At 46.3% G+C, this 16,313-nt stretch carries 18 protein-coding genes; 7 read left to right on the top strand and 11 right to left on the bottom strand.

Going from position 1 to position 16,313, the window contains the following annotated elements:
- Positions 1 to 197: 197 nt before the first annotated feature.
- On the bottom strand, positions 198 to 638 hold the full coding sequence (locus CES79_RS01655) for a CopY/TcrY family copper transport repressor (RefSeq protein WP_089136109.1): 441 nt from the start codon (positions 636 to 638) through the stop codon (positions 198 to 200).
- A 197-nt stretch (positions 639 to 835) separates the two neighbouring features.
- Here CES79_RS01655 and gap point away from each other — a divergent pair, with 197 nt between their 5' ends.
- Complete coding sequence (gene gap, locus CES79_RS01650) at positions 836 to 1,846, top strand: type I glyceraldehyde-3-phosphate dehydrogenase (protein WP_170173499.1); 1,011 nt, start codon at positions 836 to 838, stop codon at positions 1,844 to 1,846.
- Between the two features lie 55 nt (positions 1,847 to 1,901).
- On the opposite strand, the gene CES79_RS01645 is transcribed toward gap, so the two are convergent.
- The gene (locus tag CES79_RS01645; RefSeq protein WP_089136108.1) at positions 1,902 to 2,717 is read right to left on the bottom strand and encodes a hypothetical protein; all 816 of its coding nucleotides are present in this window, start codon (positions 2,715 to 2,717) and stop codon (positions 1,902 to 1,904) included.
- Between the two features lie 258 nt (positions 2,718 to 2,975).
- Between CES79_RS01645 and CES79_RS01640 the strand changes: the two genes are divergently transcribed.
- Positions 2,976 to 4,481 (top strand): MFS transporter, encoded by a 1,506-nt coding sequence (locus CES79_RS01640; RefSeq protein ID WP_089136107.1) that lies wholly within the window; start codon positions 2,976 to 2,978, stop codon positions 4,479 to 4,481.
- An 88-nt stretch (positions 4,482 to 4,569) separates the two neighbouring features.
- Here CES79_RS01640 and CES79_RS01635 read toward each other — a convergent pair whose 3' ends face one another.
- Positions 4,570 to 5,010 (bottom strand): MarR family winged helix-turn-helix transcriptional regulator, encoded by a 441-nt coding sequence (locus CES79_RS01635; RefSeq protein WP_089136106.1) that lies wholly within the window; start codon positions 5,008 to 5,010, stop codon positions 4,570 to 4,572.
- 363 nt (positions 5,011 to 5,373) lie between these two features.
- On the opposite strand from CES79_RS01635, the gene CES79_RS01630 reads away from it, so the two are divergent.
- From CES79_RS01630 to CES79_RS01615, 4 genes are read left to right on the top strand one after another with little or no spacing between them, the layout of a single operon-like run.
- On the top strand, positions 5,374 to 5,988 hold the full coding sequence (locus CES79_RS01630) for an ECF transporter S component (protein WP_054653985.1): 615 nt from the start codon (positions 5,374 to 5,376) through the stop codon (positions 5,986 to 5,988).
- Positions 5,988 to 6,779: an energy-coupling factor transporter transmembrane component T gene (locus CES79_RS01625; RefSeq protein ID WP_089136105.1), complete on the top strand. Its 792-nt coding sequence runs from the start codon at positions 5,988 to 5,990 to the stop codon at positions 6,777 to 6,779. Before CES79_RS01630 ends, CES79_RS01625 begins: the two co-directional genes overlap by 1 nt.
- The gene (locus tag CES79_RS01620) at positions 6,752 to 7,600 is read left to right on the top strand and encodes an ABC transporter ATP-binding protein (RefSeq protein WP_054653983.1); all 849 of its coding nucleotides are present in this window, start codon (positions 6,752 to 6,754) and stop codon (positions 7,598 to 7,600) included. The genes CES79_RS01625 and CES79_RS01620 overlap by 28 nt, the downstream gene beginning before the upstream one ends.
- Entirely contained in the window at positions 7,581 to 8,387 is an 807-nt protein-coding gene (locus CES79_RS01615; protein ID WP_089136104.1) for an energy-coupling factor ABC transporter ATP-binding protein, read from the top strand. The genes CES79_RS01620 and CES79_RS01615 overlap by 20 nt, the downstream gene beginning before the upstream one ends.
- A gap of 150 nt (positions 8,388 to 8,537) precedes the next feature.
- Here CES79_RS01615 and rpsI read toward each other — a convergent pair whose 3' ends face one another.
- From rpsI to CES79_RS01585, 6 genes are all read right to left on the bottom strand, one after another.
- On the bottom strand, positions 8,538 to 8,930 hold the full coding sequence (gene rpsI / locus CES79_RS01610) for a 30S ribosomal protein S9 (RefSeq protein ID WP_054653981.1): 393 nt from the start codon (positions 8,928 to 8,930) through the stop codon (positions 8,538 to 8,540).
- Positions 8,931 to 8,943: 13 nt separating this feature from the next.
- The gene (gene rplM / locus CES79_RS01605; protein WP_054653979.1) at positions 8,944 to 9,387 is read right to left on the bottom strand and encodes a 50S ribosomal protein L13; all 444 of its coding nucleotides are present in this window, start codon (positions 9,385 to 9,387) and stop codon (positions 8,944 to 8,946) included.
- A gap of 186 nt (positions 9,388 to 9,573) precedes the next feature.
- Positions 9,574 to 10,371 (bottom strand): tRNA pseudouridine(38-40) synthase TruA, encoded by a 798-nt coding sequence (truA, locus tag CES79_RS01600; RefSeq protein WP_054653977.1) that lies wholly within the window; start codon positions 10,369 to 10,371, stop codon positions 9,574 to 9,576.
- An 11-nt stretch (positions 10,372 to 10,382) separates the two neighbouring features.
- Positions 10,383 to 11,183, bottom strand: a complete 801-nt coding sequence (locus CES79_RS01595) for an energy-coupling factor transporter transmembrane component T family protein (RefSeq protein ID WP_089136103.1) — start codon at positions 11,181 to 11,183, stop codon at positions 10,383 to 10,385.
- Complete coding sequence (locus CES79_RS01590) at positions 11,176 to 12,054, bottom strand: energy-coupling factor ABC transporter ATP-binding protein (protein ID WP_089136102.1); 879 nt, start codon at positions 12,052 to 12,054, stop codon at positions 11,176 to 11,178. Before CES79_RS01590 ends, CES79_RS01595 begins: the two co-directional genes overlap by 8 nt.
- Complete coding sequence (locus CES79_RS01585) at positions 12,024 to 12,857, bottom strand: energy-coupling factor ABC transporter ATP-binding protein (protein WP_054653975.1); 834 nt, start codon at positions 12,855 to 12,857, stop codon at positions 12,024 to 12,026. Before CES79_RS01585 ends, CES79_RS01590 begins: the two co-directional genes overlap by 31 nt.
- A gap of 181 nt (positions 12,858 to 13,038) precedes the next feature.
- On the opposite strand from CES79_RS01585, the gene CES79_RS01580 reads away from it, so the two are divergent.
- On the top strand, positions 13,039 to 14,679 hold the full coding sequence (locus tag CES79_RS01580; RefSeq protein ID WP_089136101.1) for an FAD-dependent oxidoreductase: 1,641 nt from the start codon (positions 13,039 to 13,041) through the stop codon (positions 14,677 to 14,679).
- Between the two features lie 225 nt (positions 14,680 to 14,904).
- Here CES79_RS01580 and rplQ read toward each other — a convergent pair whose 3' ends face one another.
- Positions 14,905 to 15,288, bottom strand: a complete 384-nt coding sequence (gene rplQ / locus CES79_RS01575; RefSeq protein ID WP_054653972.1) for a 50S ribosomal protein L17 — start codon at positions 15,286 to 15,288, stop codon at positions 14,905 to 14,907.
- Positions 15,289 to 15,317: 29 nt separating this feature from the next.
- A complete protein-coding gene (locus tag CES79_RS01570; protein ID WP_054653970.1) occupies positions 15,318 to 16,265 on the bottom strand; it encodes a DNA-directed RNA polymerase subunit alpha in 948 nt (315 codons plus the stop codon).
- Positions 16,266 to 16,313 lie beyond the last annotated feature (48 nt).

Here is a 16,313-nt window from a genome sequence, read left to right as displayed (position 1 = left end):
CTGACTTCTTAACTGAAGATAGCAAGAAAGGGTCTATTTATTCAATACTTCAATATAGTCTAATCGCGTACCAAAACTCAGATTCCGGCCATTTAACCCCAAAAATGCTTGTCCCGACAAAGTTCGCCGGGACAAGCATTTTTGGGGTTAAATTCTGGAATCTACCGAGTTTTGGCACAGCTTCATTTTTTAGTTGGCTAACACTGTTCATCGTTTGGTAAACAATCACAGTCCACCTGTTTGGGTGCCGTTTTGGCTTTACGACTCAGCGCTGCTTGCAGCTGCGCAATGTCATCTTGCGTCAAGGTCACGTGTTCCACTAGGTTTAGCAAGGTGGCCCCCTTCTTCATGGCACACAGATGATCAAATAACTGCTCGGCTGACCCGTTCATGGCCGCCGTTTCACTGATCGTTGCGGTGTAAAGAAACCGCCGTTCTTTTTTCTCGGTCGTTAGCAGCCCCTTTTTCACTAGCCGCCGCAAAAGCGTTTTAATCGTCGAGTCAGACCACGACCGTTTTTCCTGCAGTAAATCAATCAGTTCACGAGAATAAATCTTACCCTTGGTCCACACAATCCGCATTAATTCCCACTCTGATGGTGTAATTTCTTGAACCGAATTTTGTATTGATTCGCTCATGATTTAGCCCTCCGTTTACAGTTGTACACACTAGCAAAAGTTTAACATGGTCCGCGTTGATGTCAATTACTTTCTACCTAAAATAATAACACTCACACCCCGGTCTATACCTGAAGTCATTTCAATTGTTAATTTAACTAATGACCGTATAATGAACATCAAAGTTACCATTAGGTGACTGACTAAGGAGGAATTTGATCATGGTTAAAGTAGGCATTAACGGTTTTGGTCGGATTGGTCGTTTGATTTTACGTCGGGTACTTGAACTCAATGATCCAGATATTGAAGTTACCGCTATTAATGATTTAACTACCCCGTCCATGTTAGCGTATCTGTTTAAATACGATACCACCCATGGGACGGTGCCATATGATGTCTCCGCTACTGATGATTCATTGGTGATTGATGGTCACACCTACCGTGTCTATGCCGAACGGGATGCTAAAAACATTCCTTGGGTCAAGGACAACGGGGTTGAACTCGTCCTGGAATGCACCGGTTTTTACACCTCAAAAGAAAAATCTCAGGCTCACCTGGACGCTGGCGTCAAGAAAGTTTTGATCTCCGCTCCAGCTGGTCCAATCAAGACGATTGTCTACAACGTTAACGAAGATACCATTACTGCTGACGATACGATTATTTCTGCCGGTTCCTGCACCACCAACGCGTTAGCCCCAATGGCCTATACGTTAAACAAGGAATTTAGCCTAGAAGTAGGAACCATGACGGTGATCCACGCCTTCACCAGCTCACAAATGATTTTGGATGGGCCGAAGAGCAGCAAACTGCGTCCTAACCGGACCGCATCCGCCAACACGATTCCGCATTCAACCGGGGCCGCCAAAGCGATTGGCCTGGTCATTCCAGAATTGGACGGCCATTTACAGGGCCATGCTGAACGGGTAGCGGTCATTGATGGTTCCGTATGCGAACTGGTTTCGGTACTGGGCAGTGAAGTCACCGCTGATCAGGTCAACGCTGCCATCAAACCTTACACCGATGACAACCCGTCATTTGGCTGGAACGAGGACAGCATTGTTTCTTCAGACATCATCGGTGATACCCACGGTGGCGTCTTTGATCCAACGTTGACCGAGGTCACGACCAACGGTAAGTTCCAAGTGGTTAAAACGGCAACTTGGTTTGATAACGAATACGGTTTTGTTTCCAACATGGTGCGGACTGCTAAAGCCTTCGCAGACGCGTGAATTTAATGTGTTAACGTATTTAACACGGCTGTTTATCAGCCGTGTTTTTTTGCGTTTAGTTGACGTTTGGAGTAGTTGGTATATCAAAGTTAGCTTGGACCTTGGCATTGGTCGTTTTAGTCACCAGCGCGTTAGCAGTGCCGTAATAGCCAATGTACTTGGTGCCACTGACCGTCACTGGTGCAGCCATTAGGTCTTGGCTATCTAACTTAAAATACGTCTGCCATTGAGTCTGCTTAACCGTCCCATTCGCGGCAGTGCCATACTGCCATTTTTGCGCCTTAATCTGGACCGTTTCCCCAATAACTTGCTTACCACTCTTATTTTTACTGATTTTAGCCGTTACTGGATACGCCTTGGTGGCAGCGAAGTGTAGATGCCGCGTGGATTGCTTGAACTGATCAGCACGTTTCTGGTCTTGCTTCGCCTCCGAATTCGCTTGGGCAATACCTTTTTTATAAGTATATTGGTCGGAATTTTTCTGGTTAGACTTGTCCGTTGCCAGTTCACCGCGATAATTGGCCTGCTTACTTGCCAGTGTTTGGTTAAATGTTTGGCGCTCATTGGCCTTGGCTAACCTGATGACCTGATCGACCCGCTGATGGTTCAGCGATTGCAAGGAAACATCCTTCACTTGATAATCAGTGACCCGCCCCTTTTGCTGAACCAAAACGTCTTTCACCTGACTGTCAGACTTCGGTGCAGCGGTATTCAACCGGTACCAGACCTGTTTTTGAGCGTTTTGAGCGGTGGTCACAAAGGCCACTTTATTGGCTTTACTGGCAGTCGTTGAATGCCCGCACCCCGCTAGGCTGATCAAGCTTACCCCTGCTAAACTGACTAACATAAACCGCCATAAACTTAATTTCATCTGCCATTTTCCTCCTTGCAAATTAAACCATTTAATTTCACAATACCGTTCATATGTGACTCATGCAACACCGCAAAGTTTGATTTTAAGTTGTAAATGCCAAGTATTTTGACCGATATAACGGTTACATTCAGATTGCTTCTTTCCATCGCTATACGTTTCGTTGTAAGATAAACAAGTGATTATGATATTACTGAAAACTACTTATATATTCTTAATGCTACATATCACATAATTCTATCGAAAGAAGGTTCTCCTGTGTCAAAACGGAACATTTTTATTGTCACTTTCGCATTATTACTTTCAAACGCCATGAGTGGTCTCGATAACACGATTATTAACACTGCGTTACCAGCCATCATTTCTGACCTTCATGGAATCGAGTTAATGGGGTGGATCGTTGCCGTCTTCCTATTAGGAACAGCCGTCAGCACCCCCCTTTGGAGCAAGTTAGGCGAACACATTGGCAACAAGCAAGCCTACCAATTAGCGGCCATGTTCTTCGTGGTCGGTTCGTTTCTCCAGGGAATTTCACCCAATATCGTTTTTCTGATTATCGCCAGAACGATTGCCGGAATTGGTAATGGTGGAGTGGTTTCTTTGCCCTATATCATCTACGCGCACCTGTATGAGAATCCCCGTAAACGGATGCAGGTCCTGGGATTTGTTTCCGCCAGTTATAGTATGGCAACGATCATCGGCCCGTTAGTCGGTGGCTACATTGTCGATACCTTCAGCTGGCACTGGGTCTTCTTCTTAAACGTCCCAGTTGGGTTAATTTCAGCAATTTTAGTACAGCTTTATTATAAATCCAATCCTAAATACCGGGTGGACAGTGCGGTGGATTATGCCGGTGCCTGTCTCATGAGTGTAGGCCTCATCGCCCTGCTTGCCGGTATCGAAATGATTGGCAGTGTCAACTCGCTGATCGTGGTTGCCGTGGTCGTATTCGCTGCCATCTGTCTGGGTGTCTTGTTTCACGTTGAAGGCCACGTCGAAGATCCCATCATCCCACGGCGGTTATTCAAAGACCGCGCGTTAGTCATTGATTTTATCTTGTTTATGATTATTTGGGCAGCCTTCCTTGGTTTCTTGATTTACAGTCCAATGTGGGCCCAAGCTTTGCTGGGTACCAGTGCTCTAATTGGTGGTGCGACCCAAATTCCCAGTTCAGTTACTGATTTCATTGGTTCCGGTTCAGTCGCCCCCTTGCGCAGAGTCCTTACGCCGCAACGGGTCATTGCCCTTGGTATCTTTACCCTGGTCATTTCCTTCTTGCTGATGGTGATGATGGGCGTGAAAGCGCCTTACTGGCTCCTGTTAGTCGCCGCTGCTTTTGAAGGCTTTGGTAACGGCGCTTGTTTCAACGAGCTGCAAGTCAAGGTACAGCAAGACGCTAATCCTAAAGATGTTCCGGTTGCCACCTCGTTTAGTTTTCTGATTCGAATGCTCAGCCAAACGTTTATGGCTTCAATCTTTGGGCTCATCATGAACAGTGCCCTGCGACACGGCGTTGCTCAGTCAGGTGGTCAGATCACCATGAAAATGATGAACAAATTGAGCGATGCTTCCAGTGTCGGCTCATTGCCCGCCAAGCTGATTCCGCAAATGCGCGTGATCCTGCACAATGGTCTGCATAACATCATGGTCGTGTCACTCATCTTAATGCTGATTGCCGGTGGCCTTAATATTTGGGCCCAGCAACTTGAAAAAGCAAAGTATGCACGGTTAGCAGCTCTTAAGGCTGAAAAATCCGCTTCATAATCGTATCCTTTAATCTCAAAAACAAGCGTACCAGTCAAATAAACGACTGGTACGCTTGTTTTTTAATTTTAGACGCTCAATTAAAACGCTATTTACTGCGCTGAATCAACTCTTTCATAATCGTTTGCAGCGTTTCAGCAAACGGGGCGTCCACATCGAGATGACTGCGATCAAGCCGCTGCTGCCACCACTTATTCCGAATTTCCACGATTTTAGGGACGACCTGACTGCCAGCTGCCGTAATTTTGATCACGTTCGTCGTTCGATTATCAATCGACTGGGTCTGTGACACGTAACCCAGTTCAGATAACCGTTTAATTTCCCGGGTAATTTGGCCTTTATTGATCACTAATTTTTTGGCTAGTTCGTTTTGGCTGTGTGCCCCCTGCTGCTCCAGCAACAGTAATATGTATGCGTTGGTGACGTTTAAATTAAGTGCTTTGTAGATTGGCTGAGTATCCCGTTGAAAAGCGCGGTGAATAATCGAAAAGCTTTGGGCTAAATCTCCCGGAAACGTTTGTAAAGTCAAAAAGATCCCTCCTGAATGAATACATGAATAATTTAATTATAACGTTAGATAACCTTTATTGACCACATTACTTTAAAATCCTGTAAGTTTTTTCTGTGATAATTTTTAATTCATCCGTCTTCAGCGCGTTGAAATAGTCAGTCTAAACCTTGAAACAGCTACTAGAGGCGCATTAAAGTCCCCCGTCTAAAAAAGCTACTAAATACGCTGGCTTTAGTTTACTTGACATTATCATTAAAATAGCTTAGATTTATTAGCAATAAATAAAAGTAAAAAGTGCTTTTATTTCCACAGCATATAAGTTTTTTATACTTTTATTTAAAATAGTTGTCACTGTTTGGGATTATGTAGAGGAGAGCACGTATGAAGGCAAAGAATATTAATGATCAAGACAGTCGGTTCAGCACTTGGAAAATTCATCTCACGGTTGCAACAACAACGCTCATACCAGCTGCGGTAGGCATCAACTACATTGCTAAAGCGCTGGCAGAAGGGCTCAAATTACCGCTGTGGTTAGGTTCGTTGGGCACTTTCTTGGCTAGTATGCTGGCAGGACCGACAGCCGGGGCCATCAGCGGTTTTATTAACAACGTGATCTACGGGCTCACCCTGTCGCCAGTTTCAACGGTTTATGCCATCACCAGTATTGGTATTGGTATCGCTGTGGGAATTTTATTTCACCGCGGCTGGTTTCAAAACGCTAAGCGGGTCTTTGTTTCAGCAATCATCATTGCGTTAGTTTCAACCATTATTTCCACCCCGCTAAACGTGATCTTCTGGGGCGGCCAAACTGGGGTTGCCTGGGGCGACGCGATCTTTGCCACGATGATCGGTAATCACATCAACATCTGGCTGGCCTCGTTCACTGATGAATTCGTTTTGGATCTGTTGGACAAATTCGCTGTGGCCTACCTGGCATTTTTAATTTATCGTCAATTGCCGCAACGGATGATCAACTATTTCAAGGATAATCAGTAATGGATATTCGGCATAATCGGCTGCAAAAAGTCGCTCGCTTACATTGGTATAACGTCGTCGATCCCGTGACCAAACTGTTACTGGCACTATTTTTGACCCTGCTGTCATTTCAGCTCACTGACTTATATTTTGAAGCCGGCTTAGTTTTGATTTCACTGATACTCCTGCTCCTGTCGCGACTTTCTGTAGCCACACTGCACGCGGTATCATTCAGCCTTTTTTTAATTGCCACGATGATCCTCATCCAAGGCCTGTTTAATAGCCAAAATGCGCATCCGCTGGTCACCATTCTGTCAATCACCTTTTACCAAGAAGGCGTACTTTACGCCCTCACCATGGGCGCCCGGATACTGATCATCATCTTTTCAATTGGTTTTTTCATGAATACGACTACCGTCTCGGAAAATGCGACATACCTTGAGTCGGTGGGAATGCCCTATAATCAGGTCTACTTACTCATGTCGGTCTGCTATATTCTGCCGCAGATTCAGCAAAATTTAAAAAAGATTCAGTTTGCTGAAAAGGCTCGGGGAATTAATCCCCAAAAAACGCTGATTCAAAAACTGCGATCCCTGTTGCCGATCATGATCCCACTCATCATCAAAACCTTTGATCAGTCGATCAACCGCTCAATTACCCTGCAGTTACGTGGCTTCAACAGTCCCGAACGGACGATTGCAGCACCGATGTATCACTACTTTAAAACAAAACTTAGCCATTATTTCTTAGTGCTAATGATCATTATTCTAATCGGGTGTAAGTTATGGCAAATTATCAAAAACTTTCTATAAACCAACTCAGTTTCACTTATCAACATGACCGCGTCCCAGTGTTAAACGACCTCACCGTCTCCGTACCGCTCGATCACATTATCGGTATTATTGGGAACCACCATGCTGGTAAGACTACCCTCTGTCGCGTCCTGGCTGGGATCGTTCCGCACATTATTGCCGGCAATCTAGTGGGTAGCTGTCAGCTTGGCGACCAATCCCCCGTTCAAGACTGGCCAGCTTATAACCAGCAAACCGGCTTTGTCCTGCAGGATCCCCACAGCCAATTAAGCGGCTTAGCTGACACGGTCGCCGATGAAATCGCCTTTGATCTCTTAAACCATGGCGTTGAAGAGACCGCCATTCAGCAACGCGTGGCGGCAGTCGCCGCACAATTACAGCTAACCGCACAGTTGCAGCAATCCCCCGATTCTCTATCAGGCGGTCAGCTTCAGCGATTAGCCATTGCCACGGCCATCGTCACGCGCCCCACTGTACTGATTTTAGATGATCCAACCAGTGAAATGGATCCGCAAGGGCGAAGTGACTTTTTCAATTGGCTCAAAACCGTTACCCATACCACAATTGTGATTGTTTCAAACGAAATTGATGAACTGTGTGAAATAGCTGATGAGCTGTGGGTACTAGAAAAGGGCCACCTCGTTAGTCATGGCACACCGCTGCAAGTGATGAACCACCTCAGCCCAAAATGGCAGGTAGCAACGCCTACGATTTACCAACTGGCGAGTTTGATGAACTGGCCATTAGCCACTAAACCAACGCTTTTCCCAGTGAATTTCAATCAGCTTCGGAGGTGTGTGAATGTCAACCATTCAAATTAGCAATTTACACTATCAGTATCCAACCAGCGATTTCCAGCTTGCAATTGATCAACTGTCAATTGCTGATTCATTGGTCGCTATCGTGGGGCAAAACGGTGCCGGTAAGTCTACCCTGTTTAAACTCCTCACCGGCCTCGTTCAGCCGCAAAAGGGCGCGGTTAAAATTAATCAACGAAATTTAGCGACTTTAACCCCTGAAGAACGTCTACGCACAATTGGCATCGTTTTTCAGGATCCCAGTTCGCAATTATTTAACCCGACCGTTGAAAAAGAGGTTGCCTGGAGTCTATCGCAGCTTGAATCAGATGCAGAGCTGGTTCAAGCTACCGTTAAAAAGGCATTGGCTTCAGTCGGATTAACCAAGCTCAAAGACCAGAACCCCTTTGATCTCTCACTACCAGAAAAAAAGTTGCTGACCATCGCCACGGTACTCGCAATTAACCCGCAGATCTACCTGTTTGATGAACCCATGATGTCACTTGACTGGCCTAGCCAACGCTTAGTGACTGACCTGATGCAGTACCTGGCTCAGACGGGTCATCAAGTGATTGCCATCACCCACGACATGGACTGGGCAGCCGCTACGTTCTCTAAGATGGTCGCTCTAGCAGCTGGTAACGTTGTTTTCGAAGGAACACCCACCAACTTCTTTTCTTGCCCAGAACCCGTTAAAAAGGCCGGCCTTTTGCCACCACGAATCATGACTATCGCGCAGGAAGTCTTTAACGATCATCACGTTTACCTGACACCGCAAGATTATGCTGAAAAGTACCCTGCTCACCAATAACATCTGAGGACATTTCTTATACAACTTAAAAAGGCTAGTTTCAAATCCTCCAGTAGGACTTGAAACTAGCCTTTTTGGTACCACAACCCACAAAAAAAGCAGCTCTTCCCAAACGGGAAAAACTGCTTTGAACGCATATACCAATTGATATTAACGCTTTGAGAATTGACCAGCCTTACGGGCCTTTTTAAGACCTGGCTTCTTACGTTCTTTCATACGTGCATCACGAGTTAATAAACCGGCACGCTTAAGGGGACCACGAAAATCGGGGTCGACTTCGAGCAATGCACGGGCGATACCGTGACGAGTAGCGCCAGCTTGACCTGAGAAGCCACCACCATTAACGTTTACTAAAACATCGTAGTTACCTAAGGTTTCAGTAACGTTAAATGGTTGAACAACCACTTCACGCAAGTTAGCGAATGGAATGTATTCTTCGATTGCTTTGTCGTTCATAGTGATCTTACCAGTACCTGGTACTAAACGAACACGAGCGACTGAATCTTTACGACGGCCAGTGCCGCGATATTGTACTTGAGCCAATTTGATTTCCTCCTTAAATTAGGTTAGTGATATCCAAAACTTCAGGCTTTTGAGCAGCATTGTCATGTTGGTCGCCAGCGTAAACGTGAAGCTTCAAGCCGATATTGTGACCTAATGAAGTATGAGGAAGCATACCCTTGACAGAAGTTTCAATCAATTTTTCTGGGTCATTTGCACGAAAATCACCAGCAGTGCGTTGCTTTAAACCGCCTGGGTGGCTCGTATGATGGTAATAGATCTTCCGTGAAGCCTTCTTACCCGTTAAAGCAACTTTCGAAGCATTGATCACAATAACGTGATCACCAGTATCTACATTTGGGGTGAACGTTGGCTTATTCTTTCCACGTAAGATGTTAGCGACAGCTGAAGCAAGACGTCCCAAGGGAACATCAGTTGCATCAACCACGTACCACTTGCGATCCACGTCACCTGGTTTAGCCATATATGTTGTACGCACGATTAATTTCCTCCAATTTCAGTGTTTGTTTGACATCCAATAACAAGTTTCCGGGGCCTATCGTGGGGCAAACAATACCAACTAACATAGTACAAATTTCTGCCCCTTAAGTCAAGGGTTTTCCGGATTTGTTTTCTTTCTGAATCATAAAACTGATGGTTGCCCGCCTAACTAACCAGCGCCCGCTTACCGCTGACGCTTAGGTAATTTAGTGGGATGTTCGGGGTCATCTCCCTCATAATAAACGTGCTTGAGATATAACCCGCTAGCCGGTACCGTCCGCCTAGCAGCACGACGGTCATTGATCCGGTACAGATTTAAAATATCGTCCACTGGCCGGGTACCAGAACCGATTTCAACCAGCACCCCCACCATGATGCGTACCTGGTTATAGAGAAACCCGTTACCGTAAAATTCAAATACCAGTTCATTATTGGGCCGGTCTAAATGGCAGCCAGCTTCGTAGATCGTCCGGTAGTTCGTCCGGGCTGAGGAACCCGAGGCCACAAAGCTCGTGAAGTCGTGTTCACCGATCAGGTCTTTAGCCGCCTGATTGATTCGGTCAACGTCCACCGGAAATTTCCAGTGGCCCGTGTAGTTGCGCTTAAATGGATTCCGGAACTCGCCTAAGTCCATCCGGTACAGGTAACGCTTGCCAGAAACGTCATAGCGGGCATGAAAGTCCTCGCTAACGATGTCAACGTGTAAGACCTCCATATCGACAGGCAACATGCTATTTAAGCCCTTACGCATGCTTTCTGCCGTCAGGTTAAAGGGCATGTCAAAGTGAACTACCTGCCCTAAAGCGTGAACGCCGGCATCCGTCCGGCCAGACCCATAGATCACAATGGCTGGCGTGGGATTTTTCGCCATCTTGTTAACGACCCGCGTCAGTTCGCTTTCAATCGTCCGCATGTGGGGCTGGCGCTGAAAGCCGGCAAAGTTGGTGCCGTCATAGGCCAATATAATTTTATATCTCAACAGAATTTATCCTCTCAACTAAAATAACGTAATCCAATTACGGCACTTAAACTCACCACGTAGATCACCAACGATACGGTATCCAAGCGGTGCCATTTTAACTGCCGGTATTTGGTCCGGCCCTCACCGTCTTGATAGCCCCTGGCTTCCATGGCGGTGGAGATTTCGATTGCCCGGTTAAACGCGTTCACAAACAGCGGAATTAAAATCGGCACGATCGTCTTGATCCGCTGTCGCAGGCCACCGGCGCCAAAATCAACCCCACGGGAACGCTGGGCATTCATGATCTTTTCAGCTTCGTCCATTAACGTAGGCACAAACCGCAACGCCAAAGACAGCATCAAGGCCAGCGTTGCCACCGGAAAATGAAACTTGCGCAGTGGACTTAACAGCGATTCGATGCCATCCGCAATTTCAAGCGGTTCAGTAGTGAACGTCAAAATCGTCGAAATCAAGATGATCAGCACAAACCGCATTAAAATTAACCCGGCACTGTTCAGACCATCTTGACTCACCACTAACCAGCCCCACTGCCAATAAACGTGACCGCCAGCACCGAAGAATACTTGGATCAAAACGGTAAAGATCATCAGCCAAAATAAAGGCATTAGCCCCCGAATATAGACCCTTAGCGGAATTGCAGAAGCCGCTACTGAAGCTAACAGCAGCACCGTCATAATCAGGTACGTCCAAAAATTATTAGCGAAGAACACCACGGCAATGTATAAGAAACTCAGGACCAACTTTGCCCGGGGATCCAGCCGGTGAACCCAGGAGTGTCCGGGAATGAAGCGGCCAAACATGACTTTATTCATGGCTGATCGCCCCCTCGGATAACTGCGGCGTCAACTGATCAGCTAATTCCTCAACGGTCAGCGGCATGGTCTTAAAGGAAAAACCAGACTGCTGCAGTTCATAGGCCATTTTAGTTGCGGACGGCAGGCCTAACTGATGGTTTTCCAGCCACTTAGGGTCACTAAAGATCTCCCTAGGTGTTCCCTGCTTAATGAGTTCACCATGACCCATTACGACCACCTGGTTCGCGTAATTTGCCACATCATCCATCTGGTGGGTAATGAGCACGATCGTCAGGTTCTGTTCTTGACGCAGCCGGGTCACCAGTTGCATGATCTCTAACCGGCCACGGGGATCCAGCCCCGCTGTGGGCTCGTCTAATACCAGTACCTCCGGCTCTAGCGCCAAGACACCGGCGATGGCAGCCCGTCGCATTTGACCGCCAGACAGATCAAACGGTGACCGCTTTAAAAGTGCCTCGTCAAGGCCCACTTCGCCTGCCATCCGTTTTGCCAGGACTAGCGCATCCGCCTCCGAAACACCGAAATTCTGCGGGCCAAATGCAATGTCTTTGATCACCGTTTCTTCAAATAACTGGTTTTCCGGAAATTGAAACACGATACCGACCTTTTTTCGAAGCGGTTTTAAACGTTTATTTTTCGTTTCACTATTGATTATTCTGTCGCCAATTTTAACCGTCCCAGAAGACGGCTTCAATAACGCATTTAAGTGCTGAATCAGCGTGGACTTACCGCTACCAGTCTGCCCAATCACCGCCGTAAAAGAGCCCGGCGTAATTTGCAGGTCAATATTCTTAAGGGCTTGGACCGCAAAGGGCGTCCCAGCTTGATACCAATAATTTACTTGTTCAAACGTGATGTCCGTAGCCAATCGATTAAGCCCCTTTCATCTAAATAAGATTGCGGCACAGCAATATGCCGTTTCTGTAATGCGTCTTTGAGCTTTTCGGACAACGGAACGTCAAGACCCATGTCAATCAGCTGCTGACCATGATTAAAGACGTTATCAGGCGTCGCTTCTTCCACGAAGCGCCCGTCATCGATCACAACCAGCCGATCCGCGTTGGCCGCTTCGTCAATATCATGGGTGATGGAAAGAACCGTTAAATTAAGGTCCGTTTTTAGCTGCTGAATCACGGCTAAAATTTCCTGCCGGCCACGGGGATCCAGCATGCTAGTGGCTTCATCCAAGATCAGGATCTTAGGTGCAATCGCGATGATGCCGGCCAATGCCACCCGCTGTTTTTGACCACCAGAAAGGTTCGCCGGTTCGCGGTCCTTATAGGCAGACATACCGACTTGTTTTAAGGCCTGGTCAACTTTAGCCACCATCGTATCACGATCAACGGCACGGTTTTCCATACCAAACGCCACGTCGTCAGCCACGGTAGCACCCACAAATTGATTATCGGGGTTTTGGAAAACCATGCCCACTTTTTCCCTGATTTGCCAAACACTGTCAGGCGTCAATTCTTGACCATCAATGGTGATCTTACCGGAATCGGCAGCCATTAACCCAATTAACAGTTTGGCCAGTGTACTCTTACCACTACCGTTATGGCCAACAATGGCCACCCAGTCGCCAGCCTGAATCTCAAAGCTGACGTCATCAATGGCTTTGGTATCACTATTACTATATTGATAATTTAAATGTTCAACCTGAATAATGGCCATTTATAATTTCCCCGTTTTTTAAAATTCACACGCTATTATAACAAATCTTGCCCCCACATTGATACTTTCACCACGTTTTTTTTATTCAATGAAGGGTAATTGTTTGGCATGCTCAACTATCTAACCTATAATTCAGCTGGTAAGATAACGCTTTCATTAGCTATTTTAGGAGGTTATAGCGATGGCAAAGAACATTGTTGTCGTGGGTGCGGGCTTCGCTGGAATTCTAGCGACTAAGAAACTCGCTAAGCGATTCAAAGCCAACTCTGATATTACAATTACTTTGATCGACCGTCACTCATATTTCACCTACTTAACTCAGCTTCACGAAGTTGCCACGGAACGGGTCGCGCCTGACGCCATTCAATATGATCTACAGCATTTATTCAACCATGCCAAAAACGTCAGACTGGTCACTGATACCGTGACTCAAGTGGATAAGGAAAATAAAACAGTTGTCGGGAAAAGAAGTCAGTATCCCTTTGATAGTCTGCTGATCAGTATGGGTGGCGAACCCAATGACTTTGGCACGCCAGGGGTCAAGGAGAACGGCTACACCCTCTGGTCCATGGAAGATGCCATTCGGCTGCGAACCCACCTGGATGACATTATTCGTCAAGGAGCTGCCGAACCAGATCCCAAAAAACGGCAGGCAATGCTCACCATCGTCATCTGCGGTTCCGGTTTCACCGGTGCCGAAACCATCGGTGAATTGATCGACTACAAAAAGGTCTTAGCCAAACGCCACCGGATCGCTGAAACCGAAATTAAGTTTATTTTAGTCGAAGCCGCTCCCGTCATCATTAAAATGCTTGACCGGACTAACGCTGGCCACGCTGAAAAATACTTCAAGCGCAACGGAATTGAAATTCACACGGCATCTTCAATTACCAAAGTGAATCCCGATTCAGTTGAGATCAAGGATCACGACCCGATTGCCACCCAAACTTTAATTTGGACCGCTGGTGTGAAAACCAACCATATTGCTGATGAGTTCGGCATCGAAGCTGGCCGTGGCGGACGTTTAATCACTAATCAGTATCTGCAAGCTAAGGGGGTCGAGGATCAAAGTATTTACGTTGCTGGCGATAATGCCAACGCAACTGAAGAAGGCGCTGAACGAGCCGTCCCTCAAACGGCTCAGGAGGCCGAAAATGAGGCTGTCATCACTGCCCATAACATGGCTGAAGACATTAACGGCACTACGAATTACCAGGCCTTTACGGACAAAAACAAAGGCTTTACCGTTTCCTTCGGTGCCCACTACGGCATTGCCCAAGTCTTCAATGACCGCCGGATTCGTGGCTGGGTCGCAACGGTGATGAAACACTTCACCAACTATATGTACTTCTGGAAAATTCGCTCCGGTTATGCCATGTGGAAATATGCCATGGACGAATTCTTCCGTGTCCAGAATGGCCGAACCGTCTTCGGCGACGACACCGCCCGTAATGCCAACGTGCTGTGGACGTTACCCTTACGACTATTCTTCGGCCTGGCCCTATTTTTAGACGGCCGCAGCAACCTTTCGGGAACGGCTGGCTGGTTATCAGCAATGTCGCCAACGCTGGGAACGATTGAATTAATTCTGGGTGTGCTGATCTTCATTGGTTTAGCAACCTGGTGTGCCAGCTTTCTCGTGATCTTAGGGTTCCTCATTTTTGTGCATACCTGGCCGGCCGTTTGGATTTTATTCGCGGCATTTGCCCTCTTAAACGGTTCAGGCAGAAGTGTCGGCTTAGACTATTGGTTCGTGCCCTGGCTGCAAAAAACGTGGAGTCGCTCTCGTTACGGCACGCCACGTTCGATCTATCATCAATAAACAAATTCAAAAAGACGCTGATCTGGGTAAGCTACCCCAATCAGCGCCTTTTCAATGCCTAAAAAAGGACACAAAAAAATCACTCCGAATAAATGGCGCACGGACAAACCGCATTCAAGCTAGACTCGAATTCATCATCATCATAGCGCTTTATACCATAAATTCAGTGTGATTCTATTGCAATCAGCAATAGAGCTGATCACGATTACTGCTTTTAAAACTTAATTAGTCAACAAGTTGTAAGATGACCATTTGTGCGCCGTCACCACGACGAGGCATGGTCTTCAAAATACGAGTATAACCACCATTACGGTCAGCATACTTAGGTGCAACTTCGCTGAATAGCTTTTGCAATGCTGTTGAGATTTGGACGTTGTCGCCATCTTCTTTAACATCGGCAACTACATCGCGAAGGAATTTAGCGGCTTGACGACGAGCGTTCAAGTCACCATGCTTACCTAAGCTGATCATTTTGTCAGTAGTTGAACGTACTTCTTTTGCACGGGCTTCAGTGGTCTTAATTTGGCCATGAATTAATAATTCAGTGGTAAGATCCCGAAGTAACGCGCGACGTTGTGAACTTGTTCGTTGCAATTTACGGTAACTCATTACTGGATACCCTCCTTTTTATATTTATACTAATCTTCTTTACGAAGTGATAACCCGAGGTCGTTGAGCTTTGCCTTGACTTCTTCCAATGACTTCCGGCCTAAGTTACGGACCTTCATCATGTCGGCTTCAGTCTTGTTGGTCAGCTCTTGAACAGTGTTGATCCCCGCACGTTTAAGACAGTTGTATGAACGAACTGATAAGTCAAGCTCCTCAATCGTCATTTCAAGCATCTTTTCCTTGTGGGTCTCTTCTTTTTCAACCATGATCTCAGCATTCTTAGCTTCGTCAGTTAAGTCAACAAACATGGCTAAGTGTTCAGTCAAAATCTTGGCAGCTAAACTGATCGATTCACTAGGAGTGATTGAACTATCAGTCCAAACATCCATTGTTAACTTATCATAGTCAGTTCTCTGACCAACCCGCGTGTTTTCAACCTGATAGTTAACACGTTCGATTGGGGTATAAATAGAGTCAATAGGCAAAACGCCAATTGGCATATCTTCCTTAGCCTTGTTTCGGTCAGCTGAAACGTAGCCGCGACCTTTATTTGCAGTCATTCGCATGTGGAAGGTTGCCCCTTCAGCGACAGTCGCAATATAAAGATCAGGATTGAGAACTGTGACATCACTGTCAGCAGCAATGTCACCAGCTGTAACTTGAGCAGGTCCCTTAACGTCAATTTCCATTGATTCGATTTCATCGTCGGGTCCTTCAAGCTTAAGCGAAATCTTTTTAACGTTCAGAATAATCTGAGTAACATCTTCCACGACACCTTCAATAGTAGAAAATTCGTGTAAAACGCCATCAATCTGAATACTTGTGACAGCAGCACCAGGCAGCGATGAAAGCAGAATTCGTCTCAAAGAATTCCCTAACGTAGTTCCATAACCACGTTCGAGAGGTTCAACGACAAATTTGCCGTAATCGTCGCTTTCTTCAATTTTGTGAATGTTAGGCTTTTCGAATTCGATCATTCTTATCTTTTACCCCTTTCAAAACGCGTTGAGCCATATAAATAAGTC

The organism is Secundilactobacillus silagei JCM 19001 (genome assembly GCF_002217945.1).
Lineage (GTDB): Bacteria > Bacillota > Bacilli > Lactobacillales > Lactobacillaceae > Secundilactobacillus > Secundilactobacillus silagei.
The sequence above is the reverse complement of the archived record's forward strand: the minus strand, read 5'-3'. Positions and strand labels throughout refer to the sequence as shown.